The sequence below is a fragment of the Bifidobacterium sp. ESL0682 genome, from assembly GCF_029392815.1.
Taxonomy (GTDB): domain Bacteria; phylum Actinomycetota; class Actinomycetes; order Actinomycetales; family Bifidobacteriaceae; genus Bifidobacterium.
The window spans coordinates 1,308,035-1,326,082 of the sequence record NZ_CP113942.1 but is presented as its reverse complement, the minus strand read 5'-3'; the positions used below and the strand labels follow the sequence as shown (position 1 = coordinate 1,326,082).

The 18,048-nt window shown below is 55.1% G+C and carries 11 protein-coding genes and 2 pseudogenes; 12 read left to right on the top strand and 1 reads right to left on the bottom strand.

The window, feature by feature from the left end; all coding sequences use genetic code 11:
• Positions 1 to 37: 37 nt before the first annotated feature.
• From OZX57_RS05640 to ileS, 11 genes and pseudogenes are all read left to right on the top strand, one after another.
• The gene (locus OZX57_RS05640) at positions 38 to 676 is read left to right on the top strand and encodes a methionine ABC transporter permease (protein WP_277162953.1); all 639 of its coding nucleotides are present in this window, start codon (positions 38 to 40) and stop codon (positions 674 to 676) included.
• A 274-nt stretch (positions 677 to 950) separates the two neighbouring features.
• Positions 951 to 1,964 (top strand): MetQ/NlpA family ABC transporter substrate-binding protein, encoded by a 1,014-nt coding sequence (locus OZX57_RS05635; protein ID WP_277161758.1) that lies wholly within the window; start codon positions 951 to 953, stop codon positions 1,962 to 1,964.
• A gap of 180 nt (positions 1,965 to 2,144) precedes the next feature.
• Entirely contained in the window at positions 2,145 to 3,293 is a 1,149-nt protein-coding gene (locus tag OZX57_RS05630; RefSeq protein WP_277161757.1) for an amidohydrolase, read from the top strand.
• 157 nt (positions 3,294 to 3,450) lie between these two features.
• Positions 3,451 to 5,156, top strand: a pseudogene (locus OZX57_RS05625) (NAD+ synthase).
• Between the two features lie 192 nt (positions 5,157 to 5,348).
• Positions 5,349 to 5,612, top strand: coding sequence for a hypothetical protein (locus OZX57_RS05620; protein ID WP_277161756.1), 264 nt, complete (start codon positions 5,349 to 5,351; stop codon positions 5,610 to 5,612).
• 352 nt (positions 5,613 to 5,964) lie between these two features.
• Positions 5,965 to 8,340 (top strand): formate C-acetyltransferase, encoded by a 2,376-nt coding sequence (pflB, locus tag OZX57_RS05615; protein WP_277161755.1) that lies wholly within the window; start codon positions 5,965 to 5,967, stop codon positions 8,338 to 8,340.
• Between the two features lie 232 nt (positions 8,341 to 8,572).
• Positions 8,573 to 9,453: pseudogene (gene pflA / locus OZX57_RS05610) on the top strand (pyruvate formate-lyase-activating protein).
• Between the two features lie 428 nt (positions 9,454 to 9,881).
• On the top strand, positions 9,882 to 10,016 hold the full coding sequence (locus OZX57_RS05605) for a hypothetical protein (protein WP_277161754.1): 135 nt from the start codon (positions 9,882 to 9,884) through the stop codon (positions 10,014 to 10,016).
• A gap of 28 nt (positions 10,017 to 10,044) precedes the next feature.
• The gene (locus OZX57_RS05600; RefSeq protein WP_277161753.1) at positions 10,045 to 11,007 is read left to right on the top strand and encodes an ABC transporter ATP-binding protein; all 963 of its coding nucleotides are present in this window, start codon (positions 10,045 to 10,047) and stop codon (positions 11,005 to 11,007) included.
• Positions 11,008 to 11,065: 58 nt separating this feature from the next.
• Positions 11,066 to 11,827: an ABC transporter permease gene (locus tag OZX57_RS05590; protein ID WP_348637181.1), complete on the top strand. Its 762-nt coding sequence runs from the start codon at positions 11,066 to 11,068 to the stop codon at positions 11,825 to 11,827.
• A gap of 335 nt (positions 11,828 to 12,162) precedes the next feature.
• Positions 12,163 to 15,543, top strand: coding sequence for a mupirocin-resistant isoleucine--tRNA ligase (ileS, locus tag OZX57_RS05585; protein WP_277161750.1), 3,381 nt, complete (start codon positions 12,163 to 12,165; stop codon positions 15,541 to 15,543).
• 260 nt (positions 15,544 to 15,803) lie between these two features.
• Here the strand turns inward: ileS and OZX57_RS05580 are convergent, their stop codons facing one another.
• Positions 15,804 to 16,790 carry a thioredoxin domain-containing protein gene (locus tag OZX57_RS05580; RefSeq protein ID WP_277161749.1) on the bottom strand — a complete coding sequence of 329 codons (987 nt, stop codon included), beginning with the start codon at positions 16,788 to 16,790 and terminating at the stop codon, positions 15,804 to 15,806.
• Between the two features lie 343 nt (positions 16,791 to 17,133).
• Here OZX57_RS05580 and OZX57_RS05575 point away from each other — a divergent pair, with 343 nt between their 5' ends.
• Complete coding sequence (locus OZX57_RS05575; RefSeq protein ID WP_277161748.1) at positions 17,134 to 17,997, top strand: TraX family protein; 864 nt, start codon at positions 17,134 to 17,136, stop codon at positions 17,995 to 17,997.
• Positions 17,998 to 18,048: the final 51 nt, after the last annotated feature.

The following is an 18,048-nucleotide window of genomic DNA, read 5'->3' as shown; positions in this document are numbered from 1 at the left end:
TTTGGCGGCGAACCAAGATTGGTCGATCTTGAAACCGATGCTCTTCCAATCCATCGCGCAGACACTCGAAATGGTCTTTGTCACGCTTGTCGTCGGCGGTATCCTCGGATTGGTATTGGGAGTCATACTATACGGCACCAGGCCGGGCAACCTTTTCCAGAATTCGGTGGTCTATCGCATCCTTGATGTCATCGTCAACATCGTCAGGCCCATCCCGTTCATCATCTTTTTGGCTGCGATTCAGCCGCTGACCATGAAGGTCGTCGGTACGTCGATTGGTACGGCCGCGGCGATTTTCCCGATGATCATCATGGCCACGTTCGCCACATCAAGGCTTGTCGAGCAGAATCTGGTACCAGTCGACCGAGGGGTGATCGAGGCGGCTCGTTCCATGGGTGCCTCCACGTTCACCATCGTGCGTACGGTTCTGATTCCCGAGGCGTTGGGGCCGCTGATTCTGGCCTATGCCTTCCTGTTCATCTCGATTCTCGATATGTCGGCCATGGCCGGCTATATCGGCGGTGGCGGTCTCGGTAATTTCGCGATTTCCTATGGCTATCAGAAGTTCGATCCCGTTGTCACGTGGACGGCGGTCATCATCATGATCGTGCTGGTGCAGGTCGTGCAGGCCATTGCCAACATGCTTGCCAAACGCATTCTCAAGCGGCAGAAGTAATTTGAGAAGACCTTTGCCGTCTAGCGTGACGTTTGGTTGAATTCGTCTGTCGCGCGGCTGACTTTATCGATAGCGCCTTTTCTGCAGATTTCGCAGAAAAGGCGCCTCTTTTTTTCTTATGTATTTGAACGACAGCGATCGCAGAATATCGTGGTTCTTATACGCGTCATAACGAATACGGATAATTGTTTTTAATTTTTCGATATTTTCCGCGGTTTGCGCCGTGTATTCTTGCCGCAAGACATCAATTGCAAATCAGTGAGAAGGGAAGCACATGTCATCAACCAACCTGCATACGCAACCCAATCCAGACTTGAGCCCGCTGTCGGCAGGCGGCCTCCGGCCGGAGGAACCGGTACGTGTCAATCACACAAAACGAAACGTCGTGATTGCGGCCGTCGTCATCGTGTTGCTCGCCGCGCTTGCATTCTTCGGCTACCGGGGTTTCGCAGCGAAGCAGGCGAGTGCTGCCAAGGGCACGCCTTCCAACCCGGTCAAGATCGGCGTGGTCGGCGTGACGAACCCTGACTGGGTCGTCTTCAAGCAACAGGCGCAGAAGCTCGGCATTTCGGTTCAGCTGGTCGATTTCCAGGATTACACCTCCGAAGATCCCGCTGTGGATTCCGGCAGCCTCGATATGAACGAGTCGCAGCATATTCTTCTGCTGGCCAATTACAACGTCAAGAACCACAAGGATTTGCAACCGATTGGTGCCACCGGTGTCTTCCCGCTCGGCATGTACTCCACCAAATACAAAGACGTTTCGCAGATTCCGGCTGGAGCCAGCATCCCTGTGCCTAATGACGAGACGAATCTCTCCCGAGCCTTGGGTGTGCTTGACCAAGCCAAGCTCATCAAGTTGAAGCGCCCATGGACCCCATTCGTTTCGCAAGCCGATCTCGATGAGGCCAATTCCAAGGTCAAGGTCGTGCCGGTCAAGGGAGCCCAAGTTCCCAAATCGCTCAACGATCCGGATGTTGCAGCAGGCATCATGAACAATGATTTCGTCGCCGACGCTGGTCTCAAGCCTTCGGAATCGATTTTCCGCGACGATCCGCACAGCGACCATGCCCGTCCTTACATCAATATCTTCATCGTCAAGAAGGCGGATATCAACAACCCGCTCTACCTGAAGCTCGCAGGCATCGCCCACACCAAGGAATTTAAGGCGGCTTTGCAGCAGAAGTCCAAGGGCACGTGTGTATTTGCCGACCAATACAGCGGTTCCCAGCTTCGAGGGTTCCTGAGTGATGTCGAAAAGGACATGCGCAAGTCGCAAGAAGCATGAGGTTTGCGCGCATCAGGTCCGAAAAGATAACGGAGACCAAAGATCAGCAGGCCCCACAGATGTGGGTCCAAGATCCTGCAAGATAACGGATTTCAGGCTGTTAACGAGTGGAATCGGTGTTTCGATAACGTTAACCGCTCAATGCGTTTAATAAGGAACAGACAAAAGGAGCATTGCACTATGGCAGAGCAATTGGAAATTTCCGACGATTTGATTGCAATCAGGCATCATCTGCACCAATATCCCGAACTGGGTTTCAAGGAATACGAGACGACCAAATTCCTGCGTGACCAGCTGACCTCCCATGGCATCGAGGTCTTGGACACTTCACTTGAGACCGGATTGGTGGCGGAAATCAAGGGCGACAAGCCGGGGCCTCGTGTGGTGCTTCGCGCCGATATCGACGGTCTGCCCATCCATGAGCATTCCGGACTGCCGTTCACTTCCAAGAATCCCGGCGTAATGCATGGCTGCGGCCACGACATCCACATGACCGGTCTGCTCGCCGCCGCCTTCTGGCTGGCTGAGCATCGTGACCGTGTTCACGGCACCGCCGTCATCCTCTTCCAGCCTGCCGAAGAGACCGGCAGGGGAGCGCGGCACGTCATCGAGACCGGCGCCTTGGGCAAGGTCGACGCACTCATCGGTACTCACAACACGCCTGACCACAAGCCGGGCGAGATCGCAGTGAGCAAAGACCCGATGATGGCCGGATGCGTGAGCTTCGCCGTCACATTCCACGCCGAAGGCACCCATGCGGGGAAGCCGCAGTGCGGCACCGGTCCCATCGAGGCTCTGGCTTCGACGATCCTTTCGTTGCAGACCATCGTCAGCCGTAATGTCTCGGCGTTCCGTCCCGTTGTCCTTTCGATCACGGAAGTGCACGGCGGCGACGTGTGGAACGTGATTCCCGACACCGCCGGATTCCTCGGCACGGTTCGCTATTTCTATAAGGATGACCATGATCTGGTCACCAAGCGTTTCCGCCAGATTGTTGAATCCACGGCGGCCGCCTACGGCATAACGGTCGACATCACATGGGACGAGCTTGCGGTTCCGCTGGTCAGCGCCGCGACACTGATCGAACCTGTGTCCGAAGACCTGCCGAGTTATGCCACCTCCGTCCCGGTCATCACGTCGATGGGAGGCGAGGACTTCGCGGACTTTCAGCAGCTGGGCCCGCTGGTATTCGGTTCAATCGGTTCCAACGGCCGCCCCGGGCATCGCGGCATCCATAATCCGGAATTCGTGGCCTTGGACGAAGCCATCAAACCCACGGCGGAATTCCTGGTCAACGCATTGCTGCGGGTCGAAAGCGAACTCGCCTGATCGGCTGTTTCTGATTAGTGGCTTGAATTGATGCCGCCTTTGCCTTTCAGAGTGGGGCGGCAATTTCATACACCTCATGTAAGAAACAAGACATTGCGGAGGCGCTATTGCTCGGGGTATTGGCCCAAAGCGGCAGACGAACGGATATGATGAAGGCATGACTCAACTACGTTTCGCTTTGGCCCAGATCGACACCTGCGTGGGCGATCTTAACGGCAACGCTTCCAGCGTCTTGCAATTCACTCGCATGGCCGCGCTCAACAACGCTCAGGTGGTCGTGTTCCCTGAGATGACACTGACCGGTTATCCCATCGAAGATCTGGCATTGCGGGCCACCTTCCGCAAGGCTGCGGCGGATAAGGCCGACGAACTGGCCCGGACGCTCGAAAAGGAGGGGTTGGGCGATCTTTACGTGGTGGTGGGAACCGTGGGCACCTCCGCGGTGACCGATGTCGACGACAAGCCCACGAATCGTTTGGTCGTGCTGCACGGCGGATCGGTATGGTCAACGTACGACAAGCATTTCCTGCCCAATTACGGCGTCTTTGACGAGTTCCGTATCTTCGAGCCCGGTCAACGTTCCGTCATCCTTGATATCGATGGCGTAAAGGTTGGCGTCGCCATCTGCGAGGATATCTGGCAGGATGGCGGCCCCGTCGCCCAATTGGCTTCGAGCGGCATCGACGTGCTGCTCACCATCAACGGTTCTCCGTATGAAGAAGGCAAAACCCACACAAGGCAAGATCTGGCCGTTCGCCGTGCCCACGAAGTGGGCGCCCCGTTGATCTACCTGAATCAGGTCGGCGGCCAGGATGACCTGATCTTCGACGGCGGCAGCTTCGTGGTCGATGCCGACGGCACGCTTATCGAACGTTCGCCGATGTTCATGGAAGACCTGAGCTACTTCGATTTCGATTCGGCAGCGGAACATCAACAGGTCGGCGCCATCGATGCACCGCGCGATCCGGACGAGGAAGTCTACACGGCCTGCGTTCTGGGACTCAAAGATTACATGGCCAAAAATCATTTCACCGGCGTTGTGCTCGGCCTTTCCGGAGGCATCGATTCGGCGCTTGTGGCGGCGATGGCGGCCGACGCGGTGGGTGGCACCAACGTGCAAGGTGTTTCCATGCCCAGCATGTATTCCTCTGACGGTTCCAAGGATGATGCCGCCGATTTGGCGCAGAACCTCGACGCGCATTACGACATCCAGCCTATCGAACCCCTGTTCAAGGCATTCCAATCCCAACTTGACTTGGATGGTGTCGCCGCCGAGAACCTACAGGCGCGCATCCGAGGGGTCATCGTCATGGCCTATTCCAACTCCAAGAACCTGCTGGCGCTCGCCACTGGCAACAAATCCGAATTGGCGTGCGGTTATTCCACCATCTACGGTGATGCCGTGGGCGGCTATGCGCCAATCAAAGATTTGCTGAAAACCCGTGTCTGGGAGCTTTCCCGTTGGCGCAACCGTGCCGCTGCTGCAGGTGTGGGTGTCGGAGGGCTGAAAATCGTCGGTAACGAAAACGGGGAGCAGGAGTGCCGCTCAAAGACGGTGTGATGATTCCTGTTGCCAGTATCGAGAAAGCCCCGAGCGCCGAATTGCGTCCCGGACAGAAAGATTCTGATTCGTTGCCTGAGTATGCGTTGCTCGACAAGGTCTTGGCTGCATATATCGAAAAGGCCCATGGGCGTGCAGATTTGCTGAAAGATGGCTTCGATGAGAAGACGGTCGATACGGTGATGCGTCTGGTCGACCGCGCAGAGTGGAAGCGTCGCCAGTATCCGCTCGGCCCCAAGGTCACCTCGTTGGCCTTCGGCCGCGACCGTCGCCTCCCGGTGACCAGCGCGTTCCGCGAATAGTCGGATAGTGCAAGGAAAGCATCTCAGCAAACACCCCGTTGTTCGTGGGTTTGCTGAGATGCTTTGAGATGCGATTAGATGCCGTCGACGCGTTTGTGCAATATGGCTACGCCCACGGGTAAGACAAGCATAACCGTGAACTAGGCTGGGTTAGAGTTGAAACATTGACGTTGACAATGAAGGGGAATGGCGATGGCACAGGATACGCAGAATATGAACGATGACGGTGGAAACGAACAGTGGTATTTCAATACCGTCACGGGCAAGCCGGAATTGGGTAAGCTTTCGCCGGTTAACCAACGCAGCGGTCCATACAAGTCCCGTAAGGACGCTGAGAATGCTTGGAAAATCGCCAAGAAGCGCAACGAGGTCTGGGATGAGCAGAATCGTAAATGGAATGCGTGGGACAGGGCCGGAGAGGATGACGGCTCTGGTGAGGGTTCTGATAGCGAATAGACAACAGCTCTGAGAGTCTTCACTATAAAAAGGTCGCGCTCAATCAACAATGGGTCAGTGGACGGAACGTCGTCTGCTGGCCTATTGTTCTATCTAAAGACAAAATGTGACGTACATCACTTTATTTTTGCTTGATGTTCCCGATTGTGTATGAGAATCGATTTTTGTTAAATCGTTCTTGTGGCTGGGTTTCCGTATCGTTGCCGTATCTCTGCTGGTTAACTGCGTGTCGATAAAATCCAAAAAGTGACGTATGTCACATCTATTTTGGTGCTAATGTGACACAAACCACTCTACAATGGTAAACGAACGCAACGTGAAGATGCGTTGCTCCACAAACAAGGAGTGCTAAATGACCGCAGTAGATCAGACTGCTCTCTCTCAGGAAGAGCTCCAAGCAAAGGCTTGGGACGGCTTCGTCGGAGGAAATTGGCAGAAGGAAATCGATGTTCGCGATTTCATTCAGAAGAACTACACGCCGTACGATGGCGATGAATCCTTCCTTGCCAAGGCGACCCCCAAGACGAAGGAAATGTGGGAGTACCTCGACAACAACCAGCTTGCCGTAGAGCGCAAGCAGCGTGTGTATGACGTTGATACCCACACCCCGGCTGGCATCGACAACTTCGGCCCTGGCTACATCATGGACAAGGAACACGATAACGTGATCGTCGGCCTGCAGACCGACGAGCCTTGCAAGCGTGCCATGATGCCGAACGGCGGCTGGCGTATGGTCGAGCAGGCCATCATTGAGGCTGGCAAGGAGCCTGACCCCAACATCAAGACGATTTTCACCAAGTATCGCAAGACCCACAACGACGGCGTCTTCGGCGTTTACACCAAGCAGATCAAGCTTGCTCGCCACAACAAGATTCTCACCGGCCTGCCTGATGCTTACGGCCGCGGCCGCATCATTGGCGATTATCGCCGTGTTGCCCTCTATGGCGTCAACTATCTGATTGCTCAGAAGAAGATTGACAAGGATTCGATTCCTTATCGCAACGACTTCACCGAGGCCGAGATCGAACACTGGATCCGCTTCCGCGAAGAGCACTCCGATCAGATCAAGGCCCTGAAGGAACTCATCGCTCTCGGCAACGAGTATGGCCTCGACCTCTCCCGCCCGGCGCAGACCGCGCAGGAAGCCGTGCAGTGGACCTACATGGGCTACCTCGCCTCCGTCAAGAGCCAAGATGGTGCGGCCATGAGCTTCGGCCGTAACTCGGCCTTCTTCGATTGCTACTTCGAGCGCGATCTGAAGAACGGTGTGCTCGACGAGCCTCATGCTCAGGAGATCATCGACCAGATCGTTATGAAGCTGCGTATCGTGCGCTTCCTGCGTACTCTGGATTATGATCAGATCTTCTCTGGCGATCCGTACTGGGCCACTTGGTCCGATGCAGGCTTCGCCGATGACGGACGCCACATGGTCACCAAGACCTCGTTCCGTCTGCTCGCGACCCTGACCCTCGATCACCTTGGGCCCGGACCTGAGCCGAACATCACCATCTTCTGGGATTCCAAGCTACCTGAAGGCTACAAGCGTTTCTGCGCCCGTATCTCCATCGACACCTCGGCCATCCAGTATGAGTCCGACCGCGATATCCGCAACCACTGGGGCGACGATGCAGCCATCGCTTGCTGCGTCTCCCCGATGCGTGTGGGCAAGCAGATGCAGTTCTTCGGCGCTCGTGTGAACTCCGCGAAGGCTCTGCTCTACGCGATCAACGGCGGCCGCGACGAGATGACCGGTATGCAGGTCATCGACAAGGGCATCATCGATCCGATCAAGCCCGAAGCCGACGGCACTCTTGACTATCAGAAGGTCAAGGACAACTACGAGAAGGCCCTTGAGTGGCTCTCCGAGACCTACGTCGAAGCGCTGAACATCATCCATTACATGCATGATAAGTATGCGTATGAGTCCATTGAGATGGCTCTGCACGACAAGGAAGTCTACCGCACCCTCGGCTGCGGCATGTCCGGCCTGTCGATCGCTGCAGATTCGCTCTCCGCACTGAAGTATGCAAAGGTCTATCCTATCTACAACAAGGATGCGAAGAACCTCGAAGGCCATGAGAAGGAATATGTCGAAGGTGCTGACGACGACCTGGTGGTCGGCTATCGCACGGTCGGCGACTTCCCGATCTACGGCAACGACGATGATCGCGCCGATGACCTCGCCAAGTGGACCGTCTCCACGGTTATGGATCAGATCAAGGCTCTGCCGGTCTACCGCAACGCGGTGCCGACGCAGTCCGTCCTGACCATCACCTCGAACGTGGTCTACGGCAAGGCGACCGGTTCCTTCCCGAGCGGACACAAGAAGGGCGAGCCTTACGCCCCTGGTGCCAACCCGGAGAACGGCATGGATTCGCACGGCATGCTGCCGTCCATGTTCTCGGTCGGCAAGATCAACTACAACGACGCGCTGGACGGCATTTCGCTGACCAACACGATTACCCCTGACGGTCTCGGCCGTGACGAGGAAGAGCGTGTCACCAACCTGGTCGGCATCCTGGATTCCGGCAATGGCCATGGCCTCTATCACGCCAACATCAACGTGTTGCGCAAGGAGCAGCTTGAGGACGCCGTCGCGCATCCTGAGAAGTATCCGCACCTCACCGTGCGCGTCTCGGGCTATGCAGTGAACTTCGTCAAGCTCACCCGCGAGCAGCAGCTCGATGTGATTTCCCGTACGTTCCACCAGGGTGCTGTCTCTGAGTGACAGTTCATTGAACGGTAAAATGTGGTGAATGATTGATTGAAGGGGCGGGGCTCTGGCTCCGTCCCTTCAATCATGTTTCATGGCCGTGGAAACCATTGCCGATGGCGGCAACCATTGGTTTTCAGCTATGGAATATTTCGCGCATCACATTGTGTTTGAGGCACACCGAACGACTGGGATTTCAACCTGAAATCCGATAGTATGAAACCAGAATTTGACAAGGAGGGCAACGATGTCCGAAACCACTCAATTTAGAACCACGACGCAGCACATGCTCAAGGAGTCGAAGGTATATGCCAAGCACACGTTGATGGGCGGTCTTTCGGGCTTCGAATCTCCCATAGGCTTGGATCGTCATGACCGTATCTCCGCGCTGCGCACCGGAGACATCGGCTTCGTCCATTCCTGGGACATCAACACGTCCGTCGACGGGCCGGGGACCAGAATGACCGTGTTCATGAGCGGATGCCCGCTGCGTTGCCAGTTCTGCCAGAACCCTGACACCTGGAAGATGCGTGACGGACAACCGGTCTATCTTGACGACATGATTGAACGCGTCACCCGTTACAAGGACGTTTTCCAGAGCACTGGCGGGGAGTGACGTTCTCTGGTGGTGAATCCATGATGCAGGGAAAGTTCGTCTCACGCGTCTTCCACGCGGTGCACCAGAATGGCATCCACACCTGCCTCGATACCTCCGGATTCCTCAACAGGGAATGGACCGACGAGATGCTTGACGATGTTGATTTGTGCCTGCTCGATGTCAAGTCCGGTGATGAGAAGACCTACCACGAGGTGACCGGCAGCCAGCTCGCTCCGACCATCGAGTTCGGCCAGCGTTTGAGCAAGGCCGGCAAGAAGATCTGGGTACGTTTCGTTCTCGTTCCCGGTCTGACCGACAGCGTTGAGAACGTCGAGAACGTGGCCAAGATCTGCGAGTCGTTCGGCGATGCCGTCGAGCATATCGATGTCCTTCCGTTCCACCAGCTCGGCCGTCCGAAGTGGCACGAGCTCAACATTCCGTATCCTCTGGAAACCAAGGAAGGCCCATCCAAGGAACTGAAAAAGCGTGTCCATGACCAGTTCAAGGCTCACGGCTTTGAGGTCTATTAAAGAGCACTAAAGCCCAATAAATAGTCAATAAATGCCCTGATCAAAGATTAATCGGTATCCGACCTTTGATCAGGGCATTTGTTGTTTGCCCGTTAAGACGTTATGTAATTTTTAGAATTTCTTCGGATATGACATGGTTTCTCGGTGTGGGAACTCGGTTGATGATTGTATGTCGTTGTTGTATGCAAAGATAATAAAATCTATTTTAATAGACTGATAGATGACATGAAAGGGAATCGTAGCTAACTGGCGAAATCAGTGGACTGGTTTCTTTAAAACTTTTTGTCTTGACTTTTGAAACCTTATTGGGGATAAGGCTTTCGCAAGATATCAATCGTACTTCAACATGGCTTGAAACAAGGTGATTCGACACCGTGTGATGACACGCCTGTGATTCCAGCCTTTCTACTGAATTGAGAATTGTCATTATGGACGAAGAATCCGAAGCTCTGGCTTATCAGAAGAAGCGCAAGCAGAAAATCATCAGACGGGTAGTGCTGATTGGCGGCGGCGTGCTGGTGTTTATTGTCGTCAATTGGTCTCAGCTGATAGCCCTGATCTGATTCGTTTCTTCAATGAAAGGCCATCACAGTGTCTGACTATGCCATCAACGCCCAGAACGTGACCGTGAAATATGGTAATTTCTCAGCTTTGCGAGACTTGACTTTTACGGCCGAGACGGGCAAAATTATCGGCTTGTTGGGGCCCAATGGTGCCGGCAAATCCACGTTTGTCGATGCGGTCATCGGTGCCAGAAAGGTCTCGGACGGCAGTATTCGCACCCTCGGGGTTGATCCGATAGGCGATGCCGCCAAGTTGCGACCGGATGTCGGCATCGTGCTGCAAAGCGCTGGTTTCCCGACCGGGATGAAGGTCAAGGATATTCTTTTCAGCTGGAGGCGCTATGTGCCTGAAATGACGAAAAAGGATGTCTTGGACATCGTCGAACGGGTGAATCTCAAGTATCTGTTGGACAGGCCGCTGAGTTCGCTTTCTGGCGGCGAACGGAGAAGAGTCGATATTGCCATTGCTTTGTATGGCAATCCGAAACTGATTGTGCTCGATGAGCCGACGACTGGCCTCGATCCCGTCTCTCGTGAGAACGTCTGGGGCATCATCCGTAGCCAGCGAGACCTTGGCGCCACCGTTTTGCTGACCACCCATTATCTCGATGAGGTCGAGGCGCTTTCCGATTCCGTCAGCGTCATCAAGCAAGGACATATCACCGTCTCGGGAACCGTTGATGAGCTGGCTGCATCCGTTCCCGCGCCTCGAGCCAGTTCGGTGGCGGCGAGTCAGGATGTTTTGGATGGTCTGGCAGATTGCTTGCCACAACATGGCGATGGTGCAAGCCGAAAAGATGGTCGTCTGGAATGGCAATCGCATGATCCGGCTCGCGATTTGGAGGCCATCTATCGCACTTGTGCGGATCACGGATGGCAGATCGCTGATGTGTGCGTGGAAAAGCCTTCCTTGCGTGCGGCCTATTCGGCATTGGTCGGGACGGAAAAGTCGAAAAACAATATCCCAGCGACGAAAGACGACAAACGATGAACGACACCATTCTTCCCCAGTTCCATCTGCAAACGCTGAGTTTCCTTCGTAACGGCAAATCGGTGTTTTTCACACTCGCTTTTCCTGTCGCATTGGCGCTTCTCTTTGGACTGGCTTACAAAGGCGACAATCTTCCGCTCGGCGGGGAGCACAGGTTTCGGCTGCAAGTTGGTCGGCCCTCGGCCTTACTTCATACGTGGTCCTGATGGGTGGGTTCGTCAAGGTGGCTGGCGACATCGTTTCGCAAAGAGACTCGGGCCTGCTCAAGCGCATCAGGTTGAGGGGACGTTCCGATGGTTCTGTGCTCTTTGGTTATGCGCTTTCCGGATTTGTTGTGGCTTTGATATGCCAGACAGTTCTGCTGTTGTCCGCCGTGCTGTTCCTTGGCCTCAAAGCTCCTGCCAATATTCCCGGTGTCATCCTCGTCACGATTTTGGGTGCGGTGCTTTGTACCGTCATCGGCGTTGCATATTCCGCGTTGATTCCTTCCGCTGACTCCTCGCAGATGATGCTTCTGGTTCCTACGCTGATTCTCATGTTCCTTTCCGGTGTGTTCACGCCGTCGTGGATCATTCCCTCGTCGTTGCGTACGTTGAGTGCTTTCTTCCCGGTCGGCTATTTGGCCGAATCGATGCGTTCCATGTGGCTAGGTCAGGATTTCGTCCACGCTACAGTGCGAAACGGCGGTTTGATTTTGGGTAGCCACACGGGACTGGCAATGTTGGTTTCGCCAGGCTTGGCGGTCTGTGCCGTATGGCTGGTCGCCTCGGTTGTCATTTCCCGCAAATTCTTCAAGTGGGACGTAAGAAGCGGCCGCTAGTGATTTGCATGTTGAACAATCAGTTCCGTTAGAATTTGTCCGCAGAATGAATCTGGAGAGAACTTTTTCAGAGGGCGTTGCTAATATAACAATGTGTAAGCGCTGATCCGTTATCGGCGGGGAGCTTTCGGAAGAACGGTTGCTCACTTGAGGTGAGCGGCTTATTAGAACCGACGGGTGGGCCCGACATAGCCTGTACTTCAAGCGGTTGCGTTGCGTGGTGCGTTCGAGTACCGGTGATGTGACAAGCGAGGTGGTACCGCGGTAACGGCGCGTGCTAGCGTTCGTCATCGTCCTCGTGGTAGTAATGACATCTGCCAAGCGAGGAGACAGCGGTGAGCGAAACCACCAATTCCCATGTGTATCCCAAGGCGTCCGTAGGCGAGCAAAGCGCGCACGTCGCACCGAACCCGAGCTTCCCCAAAATGGAAGAATCGGTGCTCAACTATTGGGACAAGGACGACACCTTTGAAAAGTCCGTTGAGCGCAACCCCAGCGGCGACCACAGCGACAACGAATTCGTCTTCTTCGATGGTCCGCCGTTCGCCAACGGCCTGCCGCACTACGGCCACCTGCTGACCGGCTATGCCAAGGACGTCATTCCGCGATATCAGACCATGAAGGGCCGCAAGGTCAACCGCGTCTTCGGCTGGGACACCCACGGCCTTCCAGCCGAACTTGAAGCGCAGAAGGAACTCGGCATCGAATCGGTCGATCAGATCGAGGAAATGGGTATCGAGAAGTTCAACGACGCCTGCCGTAAGTCCGTTCTGAAGTACACCAACGAGTGGAAGGACTACGTCCACCGCCAGGCTCGCTGGGTCGATTTCGAGCACGGCTACAAGACCCTCAACACCACCTATATGGAATCGGTGATGTGGGCGTTCAAGACCCTGTACGACAAGGGCCTGGCCTACAAGGGTTATCGCGTGCTGCCGTACTGCCCGAAAGATCGCACCCCGCTTTCCGCGCACGAGCTGCGCATGGATGCCGACGTCTATCAGGACCGTCAGGACATCACCCTCTCCGTCGCCGTTAAGATGCGTGATGAGGACGACGCCTACGCCGTCTTCTGGACCACAACGCCTTGGACCGTGCCGACCAACTTCCTTATTGTCGTTGGTGAGGATATCGATTATGTCGAGGTCAAGCCTACTGAAGGCAAGTTCGCTGGGAAGAAGTTCTACCTTGGAAAGCCGCTGCTCGGCTCGTATACCAAGGAACTTGGCGAGAACTATGAGGTTGTTCGTGAACTTAAAGGCAAGGAGCTGGTCGGTCGTCGCTACTGGCCGGTTTTCCCATATTTCGCAGGTGAAGAAGCCGAGTCTGAAGGCCATGTCCCTGGGCCGAACGCCTACCAGATTCTCGCCGCCGATTACGTCGACACCGTCGAAGGTACCGGCATGGTCCATCAGGCTGTCTATGGCGAAGACGATATGAACACGCTGAACGCAGCCGGCGTCAATTGCATCGACGTGCTCGACGCTAGCTGCACCTTCACCGCCGATTGCCCGGATTACGAAGGCATGTACGTCTTCGATGCCAATATGCCGATTCTGCGCAACCTGCGCAACGGTGACGGTCCGCTGGCTCGTATTCCTGAGGACCACCGCGCCCTGCTCTTCCAGGAGAAGAGCTACGTGCACTCCTATCCGCACTGCTGGCGTTGTGGCACCCCGCTGATCTACAAACCGGTCTCCTCCTGGTTCGTCTCCGTGACCAAGATCAAGGATCGTCTGCTGGAGAACAACCAGAAGATCAACTGGATTCCCGAGAACGTCAAGGACGGACAGTTCGGCAAGTGGCTGCAGAATGCTCGCGACTGGTCGATCTCCCGCAACCGCTTCTGGGGTTCACCGATTCCCGTGTGGGTTTCGGATGATCCTAAGTATCCGCGCGTCGACGTCTACGGTTCGCTCGACGAGCTGAAGGCCGATTTCGGTGATTATCCGCGCGACGGCGAGGGCAATGTCAACATGCACCGTCCTTATATCGATAACCTCACGCGCGTCAACCCCGACGATCCGACCGGCAAGTCGCATATGCACCGCATCTCCGACGTGCTCGACTGCTGGTTCGAATCCGGTTCCATGCCGTTCGCCCAGTTCCATTACCCCTTCGAAAACAAGGAGTATTTCGAGCAGCACTTCCCGGCCGATTACGTGGTCGAATACATCGGACAGACCCGCGGCTGGTTCTATGTGCTGCACGTCATGGCTACCGCCCTCTTCGACAAGCCCGCCTTCAAGAACGTCATCTGCCACGGCATCGTGCTCGGCGACGACGGGCAGAAGATGAGCAAGCACCTCAGGAACTACCCGGACGTCAACGGCGTGTTCAACGACTATGGTTCCGACGCGATGCGCTGGTTCCTCATGTCTTCGCCGATTCTGCGTGGTGGCAACCTCATTGTCACCGCTGACGGTATTCGCGATACCGTTCGTCAGGTGCTGCTGCCGGTGTGGAGCTCGTATTACTTCTTCACGCTCTACGCCAACGCGGCGAACGGCGGTAAAGGCTACGATGCGCGTGCGTTGAAGCCCGAGGAAGTTGCTGGACTGCCGCAGATGGACCGCTATTTGCTGGCCCGCACCCGCAGGCTCGTGGTCTCGGTCGAGCATGCGCTCGACACCTTCGCCATTTCCGACGCGTGCGCCGCGGTTCAAGACTTCATCGACATGCTCACCAACTGGTACATTCGCAACAACCGCGAACGCTTCTGGGACGAAGACGAGAACGCCTTCAACACGCTGTACACCGTGCTCGAGGTGCTCATGCGCGTCATGGCGCCGTTGGCCCCGATGGAAGCTGAGTCAATTTGGCGGGGACTTACCGGCGGAGAATCCGTGCATCTGGCCGAATGGCCGTTTGTCACTGTTCAGGACGAACAGTCCCACGATGTCGGCGCGAACGCCGAATCGACCAGCGAGCTCAACAAGGGCAAGGAAACCGAGCTGGGTCGCGTTTTGGTCGACGAGCCGGCGTTGGTTGAGGCCATGGAGCAGGTGCGTGAGGTTGTTTCCGGCACGCTGTCGCTGCGCAAGTCCTGCCAGATTCGCGTGCGCCAGCCGCTCGCTAAGCTCACCGTTTTGGTCGATAATCCCGATGCCGTCGCGGAATATGATGACATTCTCAAGACCGAGCTCAACGTCAAGGACGTGGAATTCTCCACGCTCGCGGACGCCGGCAAACACGGCTTGAAGATCGTTCATGACCTCAAGGTCAACGCACGTGCCGCCGGCCCGAGGCTCGGCAAGCAGGTGCAGTTTGCCATTAAGGGTTCCAAGTCTGGCAACTGGCATGTCGACGAATCCGGTGCGCCGGTTGTTGAGACGCCGAATGGCGATCTCAAGCTGGAGGAGGGCGAGTACACGCTCATTAACCAGGTCGAGGAAGTCGGTGCGGACGACCGTGCCAACGACGTCTCCGCAGCGCTTCCTGGCGGCGGTTTCGTCATCCTCGACACTGCACTGACCGACGATCTCGTCGCTGAAGGCTATGCACGTGATGTTATCCGCGCCGTGCAGGACGCCCGTAAGGAAGCTGACCTCGACATCGCCGACCGTATCAGCCTTAAGCTCGATGTGCCGTCTGCCGACGCTCCAAAGGCCGAGCAGTTCCGTGACCTCATCGCTCACGAGACGCTCGCCACGTCGCTTGACATCAATGCCGACGCGTCCGCCGATGAGTTGAAGGTGACGGTCGCCAAGGCCTGAGGAAGTTTGGAATAATATCTTCTAAGTAATTCAGATAATTCGGCGGGACGGTTTCCATTAGGAACGTTCCGCCGAATGTGTATTGAAGTGCACGGCAGGCGCATTAATCATTGTTGCTGCTCCGTTGAAATGAATAGCACAAAGACGACTTGTGCAGTAATACTGTAAATAGAAATCGGGTCCGCACCCATAAGGTGCGGACCCGATTCCATATCAGATTGTGTGCTGACTGTTTCAGTCGTCTCTAGCTGTGTGGGTTTTCATGCAGATTTTGGCGCGTTATCGGGGCCGAGCGTTGGTAGGACCTTAGCGTTGCCGACATCCTGAGCCTTCAGGCCGATGCCGTTTTCAAAGTCGGACGCTAGCTCATCATAAGAGCGGTCTTTCAGCGACCAGACGGATTTGTTGATACGGATGAGCGGGGTGGCGAAGGTGCCACCTTGCGGATACATGGCGGTGTCGCATAATTCCGGTCGATGCAAAACAGTGTAATTGTTTGCTTTGCTCATATATTCAGTGTAAGTGCCTTGTGTGGCTTTGGTTGCCGTGGTCTTGTCGACACCAGCTTTGACGGCTTGGCAGATGATTTGGTCGTCGCTCACTGGCTTGTAGGCGGTTTCGCTGGGCTGGAAGTCTTTTTCGAACAAGGACGATACAAAATCCATCAGATGGTCGGGGTCTTTGCTGGCAATATATGCGGCGGCGCTCGCTGTGCGCAGTGAATAATGATCGGTCGAATTGCCATCGAGGAATGTGACCGGATGCACCTCGATATTGATTTGGCGGGCCTTGTTCATCTTCTCTAACGTGGCGTCAAGCTTGCGGTTAAGCTCGCCGCAGGTGGGGCACATGAAGTCGAGATAGATTTCGACAGTGGGTACCTTGGCGTTGAGCTTGGCCTTCTTGCAGGCGAGCAAGCCGGCTTGATCGGTGGTGTTCGCGGGTTTCTGAGCGACTGCCTGCAGCTGGCGATAGGCACCGGAAGTGGTCTGAGCTTTGATTTGTTGTGCCTTGCTGTGCTCACCCCATGCGGTTACGCCAATTACTGCGACCAGTGCCACAACAACCAGCGTCACAATAGCGCCGATGATTGTCTGCTGCTGACGTTCCTTCGCTGTTACCGCAGCCGCTTGCGCTTCAGCTGCTAGTTTGGATGCGAGTCGTTGCTGCTGAGCTCGCGTTGAAGTAGTGGAATTGCTTGATGGGTGAGCCGTTCTGTTCTGTGGCTTGCGGTGTTTGCGTGACATACTTTGCCCCTTTTTGTGCTTGCTTATGGACTCTGTTCCTTGAGTGTTGTAACAAGCGCTCAGTGTTGTATAACAAGTATATCGGCGGAGACGAAAACGGAAGATAGCTTGACAGTATGTGGGCTTAACGATTCAATTCAGTGTCATTCCGAATAATTAGACAGGCAAGAATAATATTTCATCCTGCAGAACGATGGCGTAACTGTCACTGGCCCGTATTCTTGGAGTTCGTAAGGATGCTGGTTTCCGTTGGGGAATCGAGACGGCATTTGGGATTTTTATGAACACAAAGCAGACACAGTATTGGCTTTAAAACGCCAATTGCAAATGGGGAAATATACGAATGAGTAGAAATATCACTATCGCTAGCAACGGAACCGGTACGGTCGGCAAGGGCCATATCCGGCGGCTTGGCCTGACGACTTTCGACATCAAGATGATCGGCGTGGTACTGATGGTGGTCGACCACGTCCATCAGATGTTCGCCACACAAGGTGCGCCGAATTGGCTCGACTGGTTCGGGCGACCCGTGGCCACGCTGTTCTTCTTTGTCAGCGTCATTGGCTTCTCGCACACGCACAGCAAAAAGGCCTACATGGTGCGGCTTTACGTGTGCATGGTCTTGATGGCTGCACTTGATATGGGCCTTCAGCAGGTGGTCAATTATGACGGTGCACAGCTGGTCAACAACATCTTCCGAGACCTCTTCATCGGCACGATTTTCATGGTCGCTGTCGATTGTTTTGAGGCTGCGTTCAAAAAACATGATGTCACCCGCGGTTTCCGCGTCAAGAAGACGGCCGAAGGATTGTTGCTTTTTGCCCTTCCGTTCCTGCTTTCGCTTGCCCTTTTGCCGTTCATGGCTCAAGGTGACGGCTCACAAAGCCCGATGATGCTTTGGGCGTTGCGAGTGCTGACTGCGGTCGATCCTGCGATCCTGCTCGCTGAAAACACGGTTATGGTGTTACTCATTCCGGTGATGTACGCTCTCCGCAACGTCAAACGCAGCGCAATCTGGCAGAGCTTGGCTATCGCTGTGGTTGCGGTGCTCTACGCTTTAGTAGGACAGACCCAATGGATGATGATTTTCGCCATCATTCCGATCCTGCTTTACAATGGCGCGAAAGGACGCGGAGACAAGTATTTCTTCTATATCTTCTATCCCGCCCATATCGCCGCGCTGTATATTCTGGCAAGCATTGTCTGAGTGGTTTTAAACCCTGCGAGTATGAATTCGAGTGTTTGACTCGGGTTGTAT